We start from the raw sequence: 16,539 nt of genomic DNA, 5'->3' as shown, positions 1-16,539 counted from the left end.
TCGGTGGCTACCGATTCGGTTCCAACCAGTCCCAAGCGATCTTTCCTCCTGCGATCTGCCATGGCTCCCGATTCACCGATTCCGACTCCCGCCTGGACCGGCGATATCGCCGTCGAACCCGGCACCGACCTGTGGGTGTTCGGCTATGGCTCGCTGATGTGGAACCCCGGCTTCATGTTCGCGGAGCGGCATGCGGCGACCCTGGCGGGATATCACCGCAGCTTCTGCGTCGCCTCCTATCGCTATCGCGGAACACCGGAGCGGCCGGGGCTGGTGCTGGGGCTGGACCGTGGCGGCTCCTGCCGGGGTATCGTCTTCCGGGTGGCCGCGGCGGAGGTGCCCTCAACCCTCGACTATCTGTGGGAGCGCGAGATGGACAGCCGGGTCTACCGGCCGAGGCTGCTGCGCGTGCGCCTGCGCGATGGTCGGTCGGCGGAGGGGCTGGAATCGGTCAGCGCCTGCTGCTTTGTCGTCGACCGCAACCACCCGCAATATTGCCGAGGCCTGGACGAGGCTGCGGTCGTTTGTCGCATCGCCGGCTGCTGCGGCCAGCGCGGGCCCAACATCGATTACCTGGCCAACACAGTTGATCACTTAAAAGATCTCGGGATATGCGACCTCCGATTGTCAAAGTTATATGATCGTGTGCGCGGCTATTCGGGTTGACCCTAAGCTTGAGGTCTTCTTTTGGCCTCCTCGCAATCAATTGTAACGATTTTCCATCAATCTCTTATTGTCCAGTAATATTGTGACATGTTTGACGTTCAAATGTGTCGCCACTAATCCGTTTTGACACTGACCGGCCGAATCCATAGAATTCTAATGTTCTATCCGGGAGGTCGTGTGAATGCAGAACGTCAGCATAGGAAAAAAATTCCTCACCATTTCCGCAGTTATGCTCTGCGCAATCATAGGTGTGGCCGCCATCCTTCTCTCTTCTCTTCACACAACTCAACAGGAGGCCAGCGAGGCAAAGGTTCGTTCGATCGTCGAGGCTGCCATCGGTGTCGTCAAAGATTTTGAAACCCGGGCAGCCAAGGGCGAGATGTCTGAGGACGCGGCGCGTACCGCAGCACGCAACGCCATACGTTCGATGCGTTACGCCGGAAACGAATATCTGTTTGCCACAGATGCCAATGGCTTGGTTGAAGTCCACGGTGGGCAGCCGCAAATCGAAGGACGGAGTTTCAGTGGTTCCAAGGACCCGAATGGCGTCCCCTTTGCGCAACTTCTGGTGGATGAGGGTCGCAAGGGTGGCGGTTACGTCTCCTATTCCTGGCCGAAGGTGACGGGGGCCCAGCCAAGCCCGAAGATCGCCTATTCGCAGATGACGCCGGGATGGAAGTGGATCGTCGCCACCGGTGTCTATGTCGACGACATCGAAGCCGATTTCCGCCGTCATGCGCTGCAGGCCGGATTGCTCGGCGGTGGTTTGGGCATCGCGGCGCTGTTGCTGTCGTTGTGGATTGCGCGCTCCATCACGCATCCGCTGTCGCGGCTGACCGCGGCGATGCGCCGGCTGGCCAATGACGACCTGGATGTCGAAGTCACCGACACCGACCGCCGGGACGAGATCGGGCAGATCGCCACGACGGTCGGCGTGTTCAAGGAACGCGGGCTGGAAAACCGCCGCCTGCGCGCCCAGCAGGAGGAGATGCACGTCAAGGCGGAGGCCGAGCGGGTGGCCCTGCTGTCCAGGCTGGCCGACGGCTTCGAACGGTCCATCGGCGAGGTGGTGCGGCAGGTGACGGCCTCGGCCGGCACCATGCGCCAGACCGCCCAGTCGCTGACCGTCAGCACCGGCACAGCCACCAGCCGCAGCAGCGCCGCCGCCCAGGCCGCGGAAGAGGCGGCAGTGAGCGTCAACACCGTCGCCGGCGCCACCGAGGAGCTGTCCAGCTCCATCGGCGAGATCGGCCGGCAGGTTAGCGCTTCCAACGACGTGGCAAACCAAGCGGTGACCGAAGCGGCCAAGACCAACGAGGTGATGAACGGCCTCGTCCGCGCTGCCAACGAGGTGGGCGAGGTGGTGAGCCTCATCAACTCGATCGCTGGGCAGACCAATCTGCTGGCGCTGAACGCCACCATCGAGGCCGCGCGTGCCGGCGAGCACGGCAAGGGCTTCGCCGTCGTCGCGTCGGAGGTGAAGGGATTGGCCAACCAGACCGCCCGCGCCACCGACGACATCCAGAAGAAGATCGCCGAAATTCAACAGGCGACCAACGTGGCGGTGGTGGCGATCCGCGACATCGGCCATGTCATTGGCGAGATGACCAGCATCTCCAGCGCCATCGCCGCGGCGGTGGAAGAGCAGGGGGCTGCGACGCGGGACATCTCCGCCAACGTCCATCAGGCGGCCCAGGGCGCGCAGGCGGTCTCGGTCAACGTCGCCGGCGCCAGCGAGGCGACCACCGATGCCGGTGCCAAGGCCAACGAGATGCTGGATGAATCCGGGCTCCTGACCGGTGTCGCCGACCGGCTGCGCCGCGAGGTGGACGGCTTCCTGGAGAGCATCCGCGCGGCATGACGCCGCGCTGGCGCCTTGCCGGTCCGGCGCCCATCTTCAGGGCCATGACGACGATCCTGCGCATCCGGTTCCCTGCCCTGGGGACCCTGGTGGGTGCGGCACTGGCCCTGGGCGTGGTCGCCCCGGCCGGTGCCGCACCGCTTCACCACGACATCGACCTGACGCTCGATCCCGCCGCCGGACGGATGGAGGCGGTGGATCGGCTGACACTGCCGGCCGGACCTCAGTCCTTGCGGTTGGACCCGGCCCTGACGCTGGAGGAGGCGCGGGCCGGCGACAAGCCCGTCCCGGTCGACCGACGTGGCGACCGGCTGCGGCTGGTGGTGCCGGAGGGAGGCGGGCCGGTGACCATCCGCTATGGCGGCCGGCTGCCGGGCTTCACCGCCGGCACCGGGCTTGCGCTGGACGGTGAGGGCGCCTTTCTGCCGGGTCTTGGCGGCTGGCTGCCCGATCCGGCCTTGGCATCGGAAGAACCGCCGACCTGGCGCCTGTCGGTGCGGGTGCCGGCGCCCTATGTCGCCGTCGCCACCGGACGGCTGGTGGAAGAGGGGCGCGACGCCGCCGGCTACCGCGCGGTGTTCGAGGAAAGCCGCAGCGTGGAGGAACCTTCCGTCTTCGCCGGTCCCTGGACGGTGGAGGAGCGGATGGCGGGGGACCTGCGCTTGCGGCTCTATCGCCATCCGGAACAGACGGGGCTGGCCGACGGCTATCTCGGACTGTCGGAGCAGGCGATCGCCGCCGGGTCCGCCCGCATCGGCGCCTATCCCTTCGACGGCTTCAGCATCGTATCGGTTCCGCCGTCGGTGGGGCTGGGTTTTCCCGGCCTGACCGCCATCGGCCGTGCCGTGCTGCCGCTGCCCTTCATCCGCAGCCAGTCGCTGACCCACGAGATCATGCACAACTGGTGGGGCAATGGCGTGCGGGTCGGGGAGGGCGGAAATTGGGCGGAGGGGCTGACCACCTACATGGCCGATTATGCCGCCGCCCGCGAACGCGGCGCCGACGCGGCGCGGGCGATGCGGCTGGACTGGCTGCGCGACTATGCCGCCCTGCCGGCCGAGCGCGACCGCCCGCTGACGGAGTTCCTGTCCAAGACGCACGATGCCTCGCAGATCGTCGGCTACGGCAAGGCGGCGATGCTGTTCCACATGCTGGACACGGAGATCGGGCACGACGCCTTCGACGCCGGCATCCGGAAATTCTGGAGTGGGTTTGCCTTTCGCAATGCCGGCTGGTCCGACCTCCGCCAATCCTTCCAGACGGCGTCCGGCCGTGACTTGGACGGGCTGTTCAGCCAGTGGCTGGAGCGGCGGGGCGCGCCGATGCTGACCCTGGTCGATGCCCGTGCCTTGGGAGACGGTGTGCAGTTGACCCTGCGGCAGGAGGCCGACGCGCCCTATGCCCTGACCCTACCGGTGCGGCTGGAGACGGCGGCCGGGGTGGAGGAGCATAGCGTCCGATTCAACAGCCGGCAGGCGACGCTGCGCATTCCATCGAAAGCGGAGGTTCGGGCGGTGGCGGTCGACCCCGACTTCGACCTGTTCCGCCGCTTGGCGCCGGGGGAGGCGCCGCCGATCCTGCGCGACGTGACCCTGCGTCCGGGTGCGGAGCGGGTGATCGCCGCCGACGGCAAAGCGGCGGAGGCGGCAAGGACGCTGGCCGGGCGCCTGATGGATGGAGCAGGGAAGGAGGAAGGTGGTGGAGGGGCGCCGCTGCTGCTGGTCGGGACCGACGCGGTCGTGGCGCGGGAGCTGGAGGCGCGCAGGCTGCCTCCGGTGCCGCCGGAACTGGCCGGGCGGGGCAGCGCACGGGTGTGGGTGTCGCGCGCGGTTGACGGGCGAACGGCGCTGGTGGTGTCGGGTGCCGACGCCGAGGCGCTGCGGGCGCTCGTCCGGCCGCTGCCGCATTACGGGCGGCAGAGCTGGCTGGTGTTTGAGGGGGCGAAGGCGGTGGACCGTGGGGTGTGGGCGGTCGGCGACAGTCCGTTACGGCGGGTGGTGGTGCGGTGATAGTGTCGGCTTCGAGTGCCCCCACCTAACCTCCCCCGCTCTCAGCGGACCTACGGTCCGCCTGCCGCGTCAGCACAAAGCAAAGCTTTGTGCGAGAGCTGGGCGGGGGAGGGACTGCCGCCACTTTTCCGCATAAGCACGTGCCCCCTCCTCCGCCCAGCGGGGGAGGGTTAGGGTGGGGGCACCCCGCAGCCCGCACTTACCCTTCCTTCCCCTCGCCCCAGACCAGCCCGTTGAACAGCGGCTCGATCACCGGCTGGCCGAGGTCGCGGGTGATGAAGACCAGCTTGGTGCGGTGGTCGTCGCTGGGCCAGTCCTCCAGGCGGACCGGCGGGTGGAACATGTGCTGGACGCCGTGGACGACCACGGGCAGCTCGCTTTCCTGGACGTTCAGCAAGCCCTTCACCCGCAGCAGATTCTCGCCGGCTTGAGCGATCAGCGCTTCCATGAAGTCGACGAAGCCGTTCCAGGGAATCGGCCGATCGATCACCATGCAGAAGGCGCGGATATGGTCGTCATGGCGGTTGGCGTCGTGGTGATGATGGTCATGGCCACAATCGGGGCCGCAATGGTCGCCGTGATCGTGGTCATGGTCGTGGTCATGGTCGTGGTCATGATCGTGCCCATGGTGATCATGGTCGTGATGCTCATGTGCCTTGGCCTGCTCGTCGCGATAGGCCTCCTCGCGCAGCCAGCGGGCGACGTCGGGGCTCTTGGTTTCCGGGTTGTAGAGCCCGGCGTCGAACAGTTTGTTCGGATCGACCTCGCCATGGGCAGCGGGGATGATCGGGGCGGCCGGGTTGATGGCGGCGAGGCGCTGCATCAGGGCGGCGGTGGCCGCCGGGGTGGCGACATCGGTCTTGGTCAGCACGATGCGGTCGGCGACAGCGGCCTGCTTCACGCTTTCCGGCTGGCGGTCGAACTGGAGCGAGCCGTGCGCCGCGTCCACCGTGGCGATGACGCCGTCCAGGCGGAAGCGGGCGGCCAGCAACGGATCGGACATCAGGGTATGGATGATCGGGGCGGGATCGGCCAGCCCGGTCGTTTCCACCACCACCCGGTCGAATTCGGGGATCTCGCCCTTCACCCGCTTCAGGAACAGGTCGCGCAGCGTGTCGACCAGATCGCCGCGGATGGTGCAGCACAGACAGCCGCTGTCCATCAGCACCATGTTCTCCGACGCCTTGGCGACCAGCAGATGGTCGAGCCCGACCTCGCCGAACTCGTTGATGACGATGGCGGTGCGGGCCATCGCCGGGTTGCGCAGCAGCGCCTGGAGCAGCGTGGTCTTGCCGCTGCCGAGGAAGCCGGTCAGCACCGAGACGGGAAGACGGGCGGGAGGGGCGGCGGGAGCGCTCAACGGGGATTCTCCTGACAGGATTTGCACAGGCCGCGCACCTCGACGGTGGGGCGCTGGACGCGAAAGCCACGCTCGGCCGCCGCGGCGATGATGGCGGCGCCGACGCCTGGATCATCGATCTCGGCGGCGTCGCCGCAGGCCTCGCACACCAGGAACTGCCCGGAATGGACATCCCCCGGCGCGGCACAGCCGACATAGGCGTTCAGCGATTCGATGCGGTGGACCAGCCCCTGCTCGACCAGGAACTCCAGTGCGCGGTAGACGGTCAGCGGCGCCGCCGCCTTGCCGTCCTGCTGGCTGAGATCCTCCAGGATCGCATAGGCGCCGCGCGGCCGGTGGCTGGACCACACCAGCTCCAGCACGCGGCGGCGCAACGCGGTCAGCCGCGCCCCCCGTTCGGCGCACAGCGCGTCGGCACGGGTCAGGGCATCGGCGATGCAGTGGGTATGGTCGTGAAGCGCGGACATGGGTGTTACTTTATAACACTCTGTCGGCTGATGCAACGCGACAAGGGAAAAGGCGGCCCCGGGGGAGGGGCCGCCTTGTCAGGTGGCGGTCGTTCTTTCTTTTTGGGACGGCGCGACCGCACCGGGTCGCTGCCGGCACGATAGCGAAGGCGCGTGACCGATTGCGGGCGAAGTCATGACTCTTCGATGAAGATCGACACTCAGGTTTCGGCCTCCACCTTGTCCTTGCGTTCGTTGTAGAGGGTCAGCGCGCGGTCGCGGGCGACGGCATGGTCGATGATCGGGCGCGGGTAGTCGTCGCCCAGCCGGACGCCGGCCTGCCGCAGCACCTCGGTCGGCGCGGCCCAGGGCTGATGGATCCAGCGCGGCGGCAGCCGGTCCAGTTCGGGGACATACCGCCGGACATAATCGCCTTGCGGATCGAACTTCTCGCCCTGCAGAACCGGGTTGAAGACGCGGAAGAAGGGGGCGGCATCGGCGCCACAGCCGGCCACCCACTGCCAGTTGCCGGCATTCTGGGCCAGATCGGCATCGACCAGCGTGTCCCAGAACCAGCGCTCCCCCTCCTGCCAGGGCAGCAGCAGATCCTTGATCAGGAAGGAGGCGACGATCATCCGCACCCTGTTGTGCATCCAACCGGTCTCCCACAGCTGGCGCATGCCGGCATCGACGATGGGGTAGCCGGTGCGCCCACGCTGCCAAGCCCGCAGTCCAGCGGCATCCTCGCGCCAGGGGAAGTCGGCGAAGCGGCGGTCGAGCGGCCGGTCGGGCAACTCCGGCGCGTGGTGCAGCAGGTGATACTGGAACTCGCGCCAGCCAAGCTCGCGCAGGAAGGCGTCGATGCCGGGTGCCAGTTCCGGCCGGGCCTCGGCGGCATGGCGGGCGGCATGCCAGACCTGCCGTGGTCCGATCTCCCCGAAGGCCAGATAGGGCGACAGGACGGAAGTGCCGGGACGGTCCGGCCGGTCACGCTCCGTCGCATAGACCCCGACCGGCCCGTCGAGGAAATCGGCGAGGTGGGACAGCGCCGCCGTCTCCCCCGGCACCCAGCGCTTGCGCAGGCCCGCCGCCCAGTCGGGCTTTGTCGGCAGCAGGCCCCAACCGTCGAGATCGTCGCCGGCCGGTGCGGTGCGCGGTGCCATCAGTTCGGACGGGGCGCGGGTCGGCAGCGGCGGGTTCAGCGTGGCCGATAGATGGCGCCAGAAGGGGGTGAAGACCTTGAAGGGACCGCCGCTCTTGTTGCGGACGGTCCAGGGTTCGGCGAGCAGGCCGGCGTTGAAGCTGCGTGTGTCGATGCCGCGCGCCTTCAGACGCTCCTTGATCGCCGAATCGCGTGCGGTCTGGGCGGGGGTGTAGCGGCGGTTCCACAGGACGCACTCCGCCCCCGTCTCCGCGATCAGCGCGTCGAGCACGGCGCCAGGTTCGCCCCGGCGCAGAACCAGCGGCGAGCCGTGGCGGGCGCAACAGGAGGCGAGCCGTTCCAGACTGCCGTGCAGCCACCAGCGCTGCGCTCCGCCGAGGGTCCATGGATCCAAGGGGGGATCGCCGGATTCCTCCTCTAGGATGTAGAGCGGGATGACCGGCGCGCCGCGTTCGGCGGAGGCCTGGGCGGCGGCGGTCAGCGCCGGATTGTCGGCAAGGCGCAGATCGTTGCGGAACCAGACGATGATGGGGGCGGGCATGCGCGGTGCTCGATTGGTCTCATCCGGATCCACCGATATAGGCCGCGCTCACGCTTCGGCCAGAGCGTCAGCGCGCGCGGTCCGGCGACAAACGGGCGCAGGGGAAGCGGTAGACCCGGCCGCGCGCCGTCATCAGCACCTCGAAATCCGGATCCAGCAGCCCATCGAAGGCGGCGTCCAGCACGTTCAGCCCGCCGGTGAAGCTGCCGAAGGCCGGCAGGATCAGCTTGGCGCCGTCATGGGCGAAGCAGCGTTCGCGCACCCGCCGCCCGGCCAGCGCCACCGCGGCGGCCGGGTGCAGGTGGCCCGACAACTCGCCGACCGCGCCCGGCTGCGCCTCGTGCCGGAAGGTCAGGGGGCCGACGGACAGCTCCGCCACCACCCGGCCGCCCAGGCCCTGCGGCGGTTCGGGATCGTGGTTGCCGGTGATCCAGACCCAGTCCGCGACGGCGGCGGTCAGGCCGCGCAGCCGCTGCACGTCGGCCGGGTCCATCCGCTCCGCCGCGCGGCGGTCGTGGAAGCTGTCGCCCAGGCACAGCACGCGCGCCGGCCGCGCCATCGCGATGATCTCCGCCAGCCGGCCCAGCGTCGCCCGCGTGTCGTAGGGCGGCAGCATCCGGCCGCGCGCGGCGAAGGCCGATCCCTTCTCCAGATGCAGGTCGGCAACGGCGAGGATGCCTTCGTCCGGCCACAGCAGGGCGCCCGACGGATCGGCCAGCAGATCGGCGCCGCACAGCGTCAGCGCCGCGCGACAGGTGCTCTCAGTGAGGCTCATCACAGGATCAACCGGCCCTGTTGCGGATTGGCACGTTTGCCAGAGGCCGGTTTAGGAGGCGCCAGTTCCGGCATCGCCTCGGCCAGCAGCTCGGCCTCGGCGGTGGCGAGCAACTCGTCGGTGGCGCTGCCGTCCACCCGCTCGCGTCCGATCTCCAGGATCACCGGCACCGCCAGGGGGGAGATGCGATCGAGGTCCTTGTGGGTGATCCGGCCCCGCACCCGCGCCAGGAAATCGGACAGGCGGCGGATGTCGGTCAGCCCGCCGGCCGCATCGGCCCGCGTCGCCCGCAGCAGCACATGACCGGGGTCGTGCTTGCGCAGCACGTCATAGATCAGGTCGGAGGAGAAGGTGACCTGCCGCCCGGTCTTCTCCTGCCCCGGATGGCGGCGGTCGATTACCCCGGCGATCAGCGCCACGTTGCGGAAGGTCCGGCGCAGCATCGAGGATTCGTCCATCCAGGCTTCCAGATCGTCGCCCAGCATGTCCTGGTCGAACAGCGCATCCATGTCCGTCGGCGAGCGCAAGGACCACACCGCCAGCACATAATCCGTGGCGACGAAGCCCAGCGGCCCCAGCCCGAAGCGCTCCATCCGCCGGGTCAGCAGCATGCCCAGCGTCTGGTGCGCATTCCGCCCTTCGAAGGCATAGGCGACGAGGAAGCGCTTGCCGGCTTTGGGGAAGGTCTCCACCAGCAGCCCATCGCGATTCGGCAGGACCGAGCGGTAGCGTTGCAGCCGCAACCATTCCTGCACGTCTTCCGGCAGCCCGTCCCACTGGCGCGGATCGGCCAGCATGGCACGCACGCGCTCGGCCAGATGGGTGGTCAGCGGCAACCGCCCGCCGGCATAGGCGGGCACCTTCGGATCGCCGCTGCCGCCCTTGGCGACCTGGGCCTCCATTTCGCGCACGCCGAGGAACTTCAGCAGCTGGCCGGCGAAGAGGAAGGTGTCGCCGGGGGTCAGCCCCTGGATGAAATACTCCTCCACCTCGCCCAGCACCGGGCCTCGGTTCAGGCGGACACGCAGCAGCGCCTCCTGCGTGATGGTGCCGACATTCATCCGGTACTGGCGCGCCACCGCCGGGCCGGCTACCGCCATCCGCCCGTCCTCGCGCAGCTTCAGGCGCTGGAAGCGTTCGTAGGCGCCGAGCGCGTAGCCGCCGGTGGCGACGAAATCCAGCACATCGTCGAACTCGTCGCGCGTCATCGCGGCGTAGGGGGCGGCGGAGATCACCTCCTCATACAGGTCATCGGCCAAGAAGGGGGCGGCGCAGGCCATGCCGAGCAGATGCTGGGCCAGCACGTCCAGCCCGCCCGGCCGCGGCGTCTCGCCGTCCAGCGTGTGGTCATGGACGGCCTCCAGTGCGGCGCGGCATTCCAGCACCTCGAAGCGGTTGGCGGGGACCAGCAGGGCGCGGCTGGGCTCGTCCAGCCGGTGATTGGCGCGGCCGATGCGCTGGACCAGCCGGCTCGATCCCTTCGGCGCGCCGATCTGCACCACGAGGTCCACCGCCGCCCAGTCGATGCCGAGATCAAGCGAGGAGGTGGCGACCACCGCCCGCAACTCTCCGCGCGCCATGGCGCCTTCGACCTTGCGGCGCTGCTCCACCGCCAGCGAGCCGTGGTGGAGCGCGATCGGCAGATTGTCGTCATTGACCCGCCACAGCGCCTGGAACACCAACTCCGCCTGGGCGCGGGTGTTGACGAACAGCAGAGTGGTGCGCTGGCGGCGGACGCGCTCGTAGATTTCCTTCATGGCGTGCATCGCCATGTGGCCGGCCCAGGGCACCCGCTCCTGCGAGGTCAGGATCTCCACCTCAGCCTGCGCGCCAGAGCGGCCAAGGACGAGGCGCACGTCGTCGGAGTCGGTTCCGTCATGCCGACCACGGCGGGACAGCCAAGCCAGCAGCCGCTCCGGTTCCGCCACCGTCGCCGACAACCCGACGCGGTGGGCGGCGGGGGCGAGCCGCGACAACCGGGCCAGACCCAGCGCCAGCAGGTCGCCGCGCTTGGTGCCGGCCAGCGCATGCAGCTCGTCGATGATGACGCAGCGGAGATTGCGGAACAGCCGGTCGGCGTCGGTGTAGGACAGCAGCAGCGCCAGGCTTTCCGGCGTCGTCATCAGCATGTGCGGCGGATGGGTGCGCTGGCGCTTGCGCTTGGCGTCCGGCGTGTCGCCGGTGCGGTTCTCCGCGCGAATCGGCAGCCGCATCTCGGCGATGGGCTGTTCGAGATTGCGCTGGATATCGACCGCCAGCGCCTTCAGCGGCGAGATGTAGAGGGTGTGCAGCCCCTCGCGCGGCCGTTCGGCCAGTTCGATCAGCGACGGCAGGAAGCCGGCCAGCGTCTTGCCGCCGCCGGTGGGCGCGATCAGCAGGGCGCTTTCACCCTGCTCCGCCGCCTCCACCATGGCGACCTGATGCGGGTGCGGCGCCCAGCCGCGCGACCGGAACCACGCGGCGACATTGGGCGGAATCAGGGCAGGGGAGGGTGCATCCATGGCGATCGGACTGTAGCGGATCGCCTGGAACGGAGGAAGAACGATGTGCGGGACAGAGCCTTACACCGCCGCCGCCTTCTTCATCCCGAAGCAATGCTCCGGCCCCGGAAAGGCGCGGCTGCGGACCTCGGCGGCGTAGGTCGCGGCGGCCTCGCTCACCGTCTCGCCCAGGTTGGCGTAGCGCTTGACGAACTTCGGCTGGAAGGCGCCGAACAGGCCGAGCATATCGTCGGTGACCAGCACCTGACCGTCGCAGGCCGGCGAGCCGCCGATGCCGATGGTGGGAATTGCCACCTCTTCGGTGATGCGGCGGGCGAGTTGCTCCATCGTGCCTTCGATCACCAGGGTGAAGGCGCCGGCCTCGGTGATGGCACGGGCGTCGGCGGCGATCCGCTCCGCCGCTTCGGCATCGCGACCAACCGCCTTGTAGCCGCCGAGCGTGTTGACGGACTGCGGCGTCAGCCCGACATGGCCCATCACCGGGATGCCGCGGGCGGTCAGGAAGGCCACCGTCTCCGCCATCTCCATCCCGCCTTCCAGCTTGACCGCCTGGGCGCCGGTTTCCGCCATCACGCGGGCGGAGGCGCGGAAAGCGGCCTCCTTGCTCTCCTGATAGCTGCCGAAGGGCAGATCGACGACGACGCAGGCCCGTTCCGACGCGCGCACCACCGCGGCGCCATGGGCGATCATCATGTCCAGCGTCACCGGCAGCGTGCTGTCCAGCCCATAGACCACCATGCCCAGCGAATCGCCGACCAGCAGGATATCGACATGCGGATCGAGCAGCCGGGCCACCGGGGCGGTGTAGGCGGTCAGGCAGACGATCGGCTCGCCCCCCTTGCGGGCGCGCAACGCCGGGACCGAGTGGCGGGCGGTGAGGTTGGAAGCGCTCATGATCGGGCCTTTCCGGTACGGGCTGCGACGTTTTGGCTCGCTGACCGTTCAATACGCTTGACCGACGCACAATCAGGTCAAACGAAATGGCGCAGATACACCAAAACCGCCCACGCGAGGATCGCGGGACGGTCGGGTGCAAGACACAAGGGGTCTTGGGCGCGCATCACACGCGCCCTTCGCAGTCGCTACGTGCGACCGACGATTAATAGCCCTCGCGTTCCATCCGCTTACGGAGCAGCTTGCGGGTGCGACGCACCGCTTCAGCCTTCTCACGCGCACGCTTCTCCGAGGGCTTCTCGTAGTTGCGACGCAGCTTCATTTCACGGAAAATGCCCTCGCGCTGCATCTTCTTCTTCAGCGCGCGGAGGGCCTGATCGACGTTGTTATCTCGGACCAGAACTTGCACGTTTACCGTCACCCTTCCAAGTGTGCCGTGTTGCGCAAAGGCAACAAATAGGTATGCGCGGCGGGCGCACCCCTTGTGTGGGCGCAGTGTGTAGCATGCTCCACCGCCTTTGTGAAGGGGAGTCTTCGGCCTGCAAGCATAAGCCCGGCCAGACCCGCTGTGGCATAGCCACAGGAATCGGTTGCTCCGGCCGCATCCACACTCCAGATATAGCGGCATGCCAGTGCTTCCAATCGCCCGGATGGGCAATCCCGTACTCCGCAAGATCGCGGAGCCCATCGCCGACCCGACCGATCCGGCCATCGTCCGGCTGGCGGCCGACATGATCGCCACCATGCTGGACGCTCCCGGCGTCGGGCTGGCCGCGCCGCAGATCGCGGAGTCGCGCCGGATCATCGTCTTCCGAGTCCCCGCCGACCGCGGCGAGGGGGAGGAGGTGGCGAACACCGTCCTGGTCAATCCGGTGATCGAGCCGCTGACCGACGACATGGTCATGGGCTGGGAAGGCTGCCTGTCGATTCCGGGCCTGCGCGGGCTGGTGCCGCGCTTTGTCCGCATCCGCTACCGCGGCTATGGCCTTGACGGCGCCCGGATCGAGCGGGAAGCGTCGGGATTCCATGCCCGCGTGGTCCAGCACGAGGTCGACCACCTGGATGGCGTGCTCTATCTTGATCGCATGGACGATCTGCGGCTCCTCGTCTGCACCGAGGAAATGCATCACCTCAACGCCGCGCTGGCCGCGGCAAAGGATGCGCCGACCCCGGCCTGAGGGCGAGCGCAGGGAGATTTGGCGATGAGCATCGACACGCTTCGCGACGAGATCCTGGTGGCCAGCCTGCCCAACGTCGTCTTCGACGGCTGGAGCCTGCAGGCTCTGCGTGACGGCACCGAGATGATGGGGCTTGAGCCGTCGGCGCTGCTGCGCGCCTTCCCCGGCGGCGTCACCGACGCGGTGGAGCATTTCGCCGACTGGACCGACCGCCAGATGCTGGACCGGCTGGAAGCCCAGCCGATGGCCGAGATGAAGGTGCGCGAGCGCATCTCTCTCGCCGTCCGCACCTATTTCGAGGTTCTGGAGCCCTATCGCGAAGCCAAGCGCCGGCAGCTCTCCTACTTGGCGATGCCGCAGAACGTGACGCTCGGCCTGCGGCTGCTCTACCGCACGGTGGACGCCATGTGGTTCGCCGCCGGCGACACCTCCACCGACTACAACCACTACACCAAGCGGGCGCTGCTGGCGGCGGTGGTCAGTTCCTCCACCTTCTATTGGCTGGATGACAAGTCGGACGACCATGCGGAGACCCGCGCCTTCATCGACCGCCGGCTGGCCGATGTGATGGCGGTGGGCAAGGCGACCTCGTCGGTCGGCAAGCTCGGCTCGATGCTGAACATCCTGCCGAACCCGCTGCGCTTCGCCCGCCAGATGCGCCAACGCACCGCCGGCGCCCAGGCGAGCAACGCCACGATCCACATGGCGGAGAATATCTAAAGAGGTGACTGTCCCTCTCCCACCCCAGGAGAGGGACTATCCCGCCGTGACGGGCTTCTTCCGCTTCGCCCTCGCGGCCTTCTTCGCGGCGGCTCGCAGCGCCGCCTCGAATCCCGACCGGGCCCAGGGCAGCAGTTCGTCCTGGTCGTCCAGAGCCGAGTCGGGAGGCGGGTAGTAGGACAGGGTGGTCGGCTTGTCCGGCATCGGTCGGAATGGTTCCAGCCCCAGTTCCGTGAACGCCGCGCGGTTCACGTCGTCCGCCTTGAAATACAGAATCTCGTCGGCGATCAGCGCGAAGGTCAGCCCATCGATGGACAGGCCATAGCCGCCGAACATGCGGCGCACACGCACATCGCCCAGCGGCGCCAGCATCTCGCAGAGTGTCGCGACATACTCGCTGGGCGGCTGGGCGGGCATTTGTGGGAAACGGTTACTTCTTGCGGAAGGCGTCCAGGGCCACGACCTCGCCGCGCTTCGGTTCTTCGGCCGGGGCGGCTTCCTCCGCCTTTTCCTCGGCACGCTCGGCGGCGGGGCGGGGCGGCATGGTCGAGACCTCCGCCGATTCGGCGGCGGCCAGCGGCTGGAACTGCAGCGCGAAATTCACCGACGGGTCGGCGAAGGTGGTGATGGCGGCGAACGGGATCACCAGCCGCTCATGCACGTTGTTGAAGCTCAGCGTGACCTCGAAATGATCGTCCGTGACGTCCAGCCCGTAATACTGGAACTGCAGGACGATGGTCATCTCGTTCGGATACTGGGAAGCCAGGTAATCCGGGATCTCCACGCCGGGGAAGCCGGTGCGGAAGGTCAGGTAGAAATGGTGATTGCCCGGCAAGCCGCGCTCGGCAACCTCGGTCAGCGCGTCGCGGACAACGCCGCGCAACGCGGTCTCGACCATGCGGTCATAGCGGAGCTGCTCTTTCGGCATGCTTGGGCGGGTCCCTGATAACGCGATCGGTCCGGCGTCCCGCCTTGGCCGAGGGCCGGCACGAAACGCTGGAAAGAAGAGGTGTGGGCCTTCTGTTGCTAGGCGGCCCACGGCCCCACCCTTAGGCGCTAACCCTCGGGGATTAGGTTTAGGCTACCAGCCGCCGTTAGGCAGCGAGGCGAGCCTGAGCAACGTTGTCGTTGGCAACTATTGCAACGGCCCGATAACGGCGGAACCATGCCGAGCGAAAACCATGCCTTTACCACGCGTGTCGATCCTATTTCGCCCCCAACGACCCCGGTCAACGAGTCCGGTGTATGGTTGGTGGAGGCGCCGGGTACCGCCCCCGGGTCCACAACGCTTATTCCACAAGGCGTTTATCGCCATAGTCGGCGAACCGACGAGGCGAATATAGGCACTCCCGTTCGGCAAGGGAAGGGGGTGTGTGCATGATTGCCGAATGCGTTGCGTTGACGCGGGGCACTTCGTTCGTTCACCGTTCCCGACAGCCACGCGGTCTGGTAAGACAGCCGGCACCGTAACCCCGGAGTCACCATGCCGATCACGCCCGAGCAGCGCGACGAAATCGATCGCCTGCGCGCCGTCACCGCCACCACCCGCCGCGCCACCGTCCCGGCGCTGGAAGAGATCCTCTATCAGCCGCTGGAGGTTCTGGACCACGGCTTCGTCCGCGTTATCGACTATATGGGCGACGATTCGGCGGTCGTGCAGGCGGCGCGCGTGTCCTATGGCAAGGGCACCAAGAAGGTCAGCGAGGATTCCGGCCTCATCAAGTATCTGATGCGCCACCGCCACTCGACTCCGTTCGAGATGTGCGAGATCAAGTTCCATGTGAAGCTGCCGATCTTCGTCGCCCGCCAGTGGATTCGCCACCGCACCGCGAACGTGAACGAGTATTCGGCGCGTTACTCCATCCTCGACCGCGAATTCTACGTGCCGACGCCGGAACAGCTGGGCGCCCAGGCCGTGGTGAACCGCCAGGGCCGCGGCGACGTGCTGGAAGGCGAGGAGGCGGCCAACGTCATGCGGCTGCTGCGCGAGGATTCCGAGCGCGCCTACAGCCACTATGAAGAGATGCTGAACCACCGCGAGGACGGCACGGTCATCGACCCGACCCGCCAGGGTCTGGCGCGCGAGCTGGCGCGGATGAACCTGTCCTTGAACTACTACACGCAGTGGTACTGGAAGGTCGATCTCCACAACCTCCTGCACTTCCTGTCGCTGCGCGCCGATACCCACGCCCAGTACGAGATCCGCGTCTATGCCGACGCCATGCTGGACGTGGTGAAGCGCTGGGTCCCGGCGGTCTTTGAATCCTTCACTGAATACCGTATGGGCGGCGCCCACCTGTCGCGCACCGGTCTCGACGTGGTGAAGCGCCTGCTGGCCGGCGAGCCGGTGACGCAGGAGGCCAGCGGCCTGTCCAAGCGTGAATGGCGGGAACTGATGGACCAGTTGGGCCGTACCGAAGCTTAAG

At 67.8% G+C, this 16,539-nt stretch carries 15 protein-coding genes and 1 other RNA gene; 6 read left to right on the top strand and 10 right to left on the bottom strand.

Annotated elements, in window-relative coordinates; genetic code table 11:
- The first annotated feature begins 60 nt into the window (after positions 1–60).
- From M5E06_RS07790 to M5E06_RS07780, 3 genes are all read left to right on the top strand, one after another.
- Positions 61–666, top strand: a complete 606-nt coding sequence (locus M5E06_RS07790; protein WP_252137743.1) for a gamma-glutamylcyclotransferase — start codon at positions 61–63, stop codon at positions 664–666.
- 181 nt (positions 667–847) lie between these two features.
- Positions 848–2,527 (top strand): methyl-accepting chemotaxis protein, encoded by a 1,680-nt coding sequence (locus M5E06_RS07785; protein WP_353654315.1) that lies wholly within the window; start codon positions 848–850, stop codon positions 2,525–2,527.
- Positions 2,524–4,536 carry a M1 family metallopeptidase gene (locus M5E06_RS07780; protein ID WP_252137742.1) on the top strand — a complete coding sequence of 671 codons (2,013 nt, stop codon included), beginning with the start codon at positions 2,524–2,526 and terminating at the stop codon, positions 4,534–4,536. The genes M5E06_RS07785 and M5E06_RS07780 overlap by 4 nt, the downstream gene beginning before the upstream one ends.
- A 199-nt stretch (positions 4,537–4,735) precedes the next feature.
- Here M5E06_RS07780 and M5E06_RS07775 read toward each other — a convergent pair whose 3' ends face one another.
- From M5E06_RS07775 to rpsU, 7 genes are all read right to left on the bottom strand, one after another.
- Positions 4,736–5,923 carry a CobW family GTP-binding protein gene (locus M5E06_RS07775; protein WP_252137741.1) on the bottom strand — a complete coding sequence of 396 codons (1,188 nt, stop codon included), beginning with the start codon at positions 5,921–5,923 and terminating at the stop codon, positions 4,736–4,738.
- A complete protein-coding gene (locus M5E06_RS07770) occupies positions 5,893–6,363 on the bottom strand; it encodes a Fur family transcriptional regulator (RefSeq protein WP_109073859.1) in 471 nt (156 codons plus the stop codon). Before M5E06_RS07770 ends, M5E06_RS07775 begins: the two co-directional genes overlap by 31 nt.
- 200 nt (positions 6,364–6,563) lie before the next feature.
- Entirely contained in the window at positions 6,564–8,045 is a 1,482-nt protein-coding gene (locus M5E06_RS07765; protein WP_252137740.1) for a cryptochrome/photolyase family protein, read from the bottom strand.
- A gap of 67 nt (positions 8,046–8,112) precedes the next feature.
- Positions 8,113–8,820, bottom strand: coding sequence for a ligase-associated DNA damage response endonuclease PdeM (pdeM, locus tag M5E06_RS07760; RefSeq protein WP_252137739.1), 708 nt, complete (start codon positions 8,818–8,820; stop codon positions 8,113–8,115).
- Entirely contained in the window at positions 8,820–11,321 is a 2,502-nt protein-coding gene (locus tag M5E06_RS07755) for a ligase-associated DNA damage response DEXH box helicase (RefSeq protein ID WP_252137738.1), read from the bottom strand. Before M5E06_RS07755 ends, pdeM begins: the two co-directional genes overlap by 1 nt.
- Positions 11,322–11,381: 60 nt before the next feature.
- Positions 11,382–12,215 carry a 3-methyl-2-oxobutanoate hydroxymethyltransferase gene (gene panB / locus M5E06_RS07750; RefSeq protein ID WP_252137737.1) on the bottom strand — a complete coding sequence of 278 codons (834 nt, stop codon included), beginning with the start codon at positions 12,213–12,215 and terminating at the stop codon, positions 11,382–11,384.
- Positions 12,216–12,420: 205 nt separating this feature from the next.
- Positions 12,421–12,624, bottom strand: a complete 204-nt coding sequence (gene rpsU / locus M5E06_RS07745; protein WP_012974546.1) for a 30S ribosomal protein S21 — start codon at positions 12,622–12,624, stop codon at positions 12,421–12,423.
- Positions 12,625–12,841: 217 nt separating this feature from the next.
- On the opposite strand from rpsU, the gene def reads away from it, so the two are divergent.
- Together def and M5E06_RS07735 are read left to right on the top strand one after the other, a co-directional pair.
- Positions 12,842–13,393: a peptide deformylase gene (gene def / locus M5E06_RS07740; RefSeq protein WP_252137736.1), complete on the top strand. Its 552-nt coding sequence runs from the start codon at positions 12,842–12,844 to the stop codon at positions 13,391–13,393.
- A 24-nt stretch (positions 13,394–13,417) separates the two neighbouring features.
- Positions 13,418–14,113, top strand: coding sequence for a COQ9 family protein (locus M5E06_RS07735; protein WP_252137735.1), 696 nt, complete (start codon positions 13,418–13,420; stop codon positions 14,111–14,113).
- A gap of 36 nt (positions 14,114–14,149) precedes the next feature.
- Here the strand turns inward: M5E06_RS07735 and M5E06_RS07730 are convergent, their stop codons facing one another.
- The 3 genes from M5E06_RS07730 to ssrA all read right to left on the bottom strand — a co-directional run bounded on the left by M5E06_RS07730 (position 14,150) and on the right by ssrA (position 15,482).
- Positions 14,150–14,530, bottom strand: a complete 381-nt coding sequence (locus M5E06_RS07730; RefSeq protein ID WP_252137734.1) for a TfoX/Sxy family protein — start codon at positions 14,528–14,530, stop codon at positions 14,150–14,152.
- Between the two features lie 13 nt (positions 14,531–14,543).
- Complete coding sequence (locus M5E06_RS07725; RefSeq protein WP_085089801.1) at positions 14,544–15,041, bottom strand: SspB family protein; 498 nt, start codon at positions 15,039–15,041, stop codon at positions 14,544–14,546.
- Positions 15,042–15,121: 80 nt separating this feature from the next.
- Positions 15,122–15,482, bottom strand: a transfer-messenger RNA (tmRNA) gene (gene ssrA / locus M5E06_RS07720).
- 114 nt (positions 15,483–15,596) lie between these two features.
- Here ssrA and thyX point away from each other — a divergent pair.
- Complete coding sequence (gene thyX / locus M5E06_RS07715; RefSeq protein WP_252137733.1) at positions 15,597–16,538, top strand: FAD-dependent thymidylate synthase; 942 nt, start codon at positions 15,597–15,599, stop codon at positions 16,536–16,538.
- Position 16,539: the final 1 nt, after the last annotated feature.

It is taken from the genome of Azospirillum sp. A1-3, assembly GCF_023806445.1.
Taxonomy (GTDB): domain Bacteria; phylum Pseudomonadota; class Alphaproteobacteria; order Azospirillales; family Azospirillaceae; genus Azospirillum.
Note: the sequence above shows the minus strand (reverse complement) of the source record. Positions and strands in the feature narration are given on the sequence as shown.

Excerpts from the sequence above, each read along its gene's own strand:
- M5E06_RS07790 (WP_252137743.1), top strand. The coding sequence starts at position 61 with ATGGCTCCCGATTCACCGATTCCGACTCCCGCCTGGACCGGCGATATC.
- M5E06_RS07785 (WP_353654315.1), top strand. The coding sequence starts at position 848 with ATGCAGAACGTCAGCATAGGAAAAAAATTCCTCACCATTTCCGCAGTT.
- M5E06_RS07780 (WP_252137742.1), top strand. The coding sequence starts at position 2,524 with ATGACGCCGCGCTGGCGCCTTGCCGGTCCGGCGCCCATCTTCAGGGCC.
- M5E06_RS07770 (WP_109073859.1), bottom strand. The coding sequence starts at position 6,363 with ATGTCCGCGCTTCACGACCATACCCACTGCATCGCCGATGCCCTGACC.
- M5E06_RS07765 (WP_252137740.1), bottom strand. The coding sequence starts at position 8,045 with ATGCCCGCCCCCATCATCGTCTGGTTCCGCAACGATCTGCGCCTTGCC.
- pdeM (WP_252137739.1), bottom strand. The coding sequence starts at position 8,820 with ATGAGCCTCACTGAGAGCACCTGTCGCGCGGCGCTGACGCTGTGCGGC.
- M5E06_RS07755 (WP_252137738.1), bottom strand. The coding sequence starts at position 11,321 with ATGGATGCACCCTCCCCTGCCCTGATTCCGCCCAATGTCGCCGCGTGG.
- panB (WP_252137737.1), bottom strand. The coding sequence starts at position 12,215 with ATGAGCGCTTCCAACCTCACCGCCCGCCACTCGGTCCCGGCGTTGCGC.
- def (WP_252137736.1), top strand. The coding sequence starts at position 12,842 with ATGCCAGTGCTTCCAATCGCCCGGATGGGCAATCCCGTACTCCGCAAG.
- M5E06_RS07735 (WP_252137735.1), top strand. The coding sequence starts at position 13,418 with ATGAGCATCGACACGCTTCGCGACGAGATCCTGGTGGCCAGCCTGCCC.
- M5E06_RS07730 (WP_252137734.1), bottom strand. The coding sequence starts at position 14,530 with ATGCCCGCCCAGCCGCCCAGCGAGTATGTCGCGACACTCTGCGAGATG.
- M5E06_RS07725 (WP_085089801.1), bottom strand. The coding sequence starts at position 15,041 with ATGCCGAAAGAGCAGCTCCGCTATGACCGCATGGTCGAGACCGCGTTG.
- thyX (WP_252137733.1), top strand. The coding sequence starts at position 15,597 with ATGCCGATCACGCCCGAGCAGCGCGACGAAATCGATCGCCTGCGCGCC.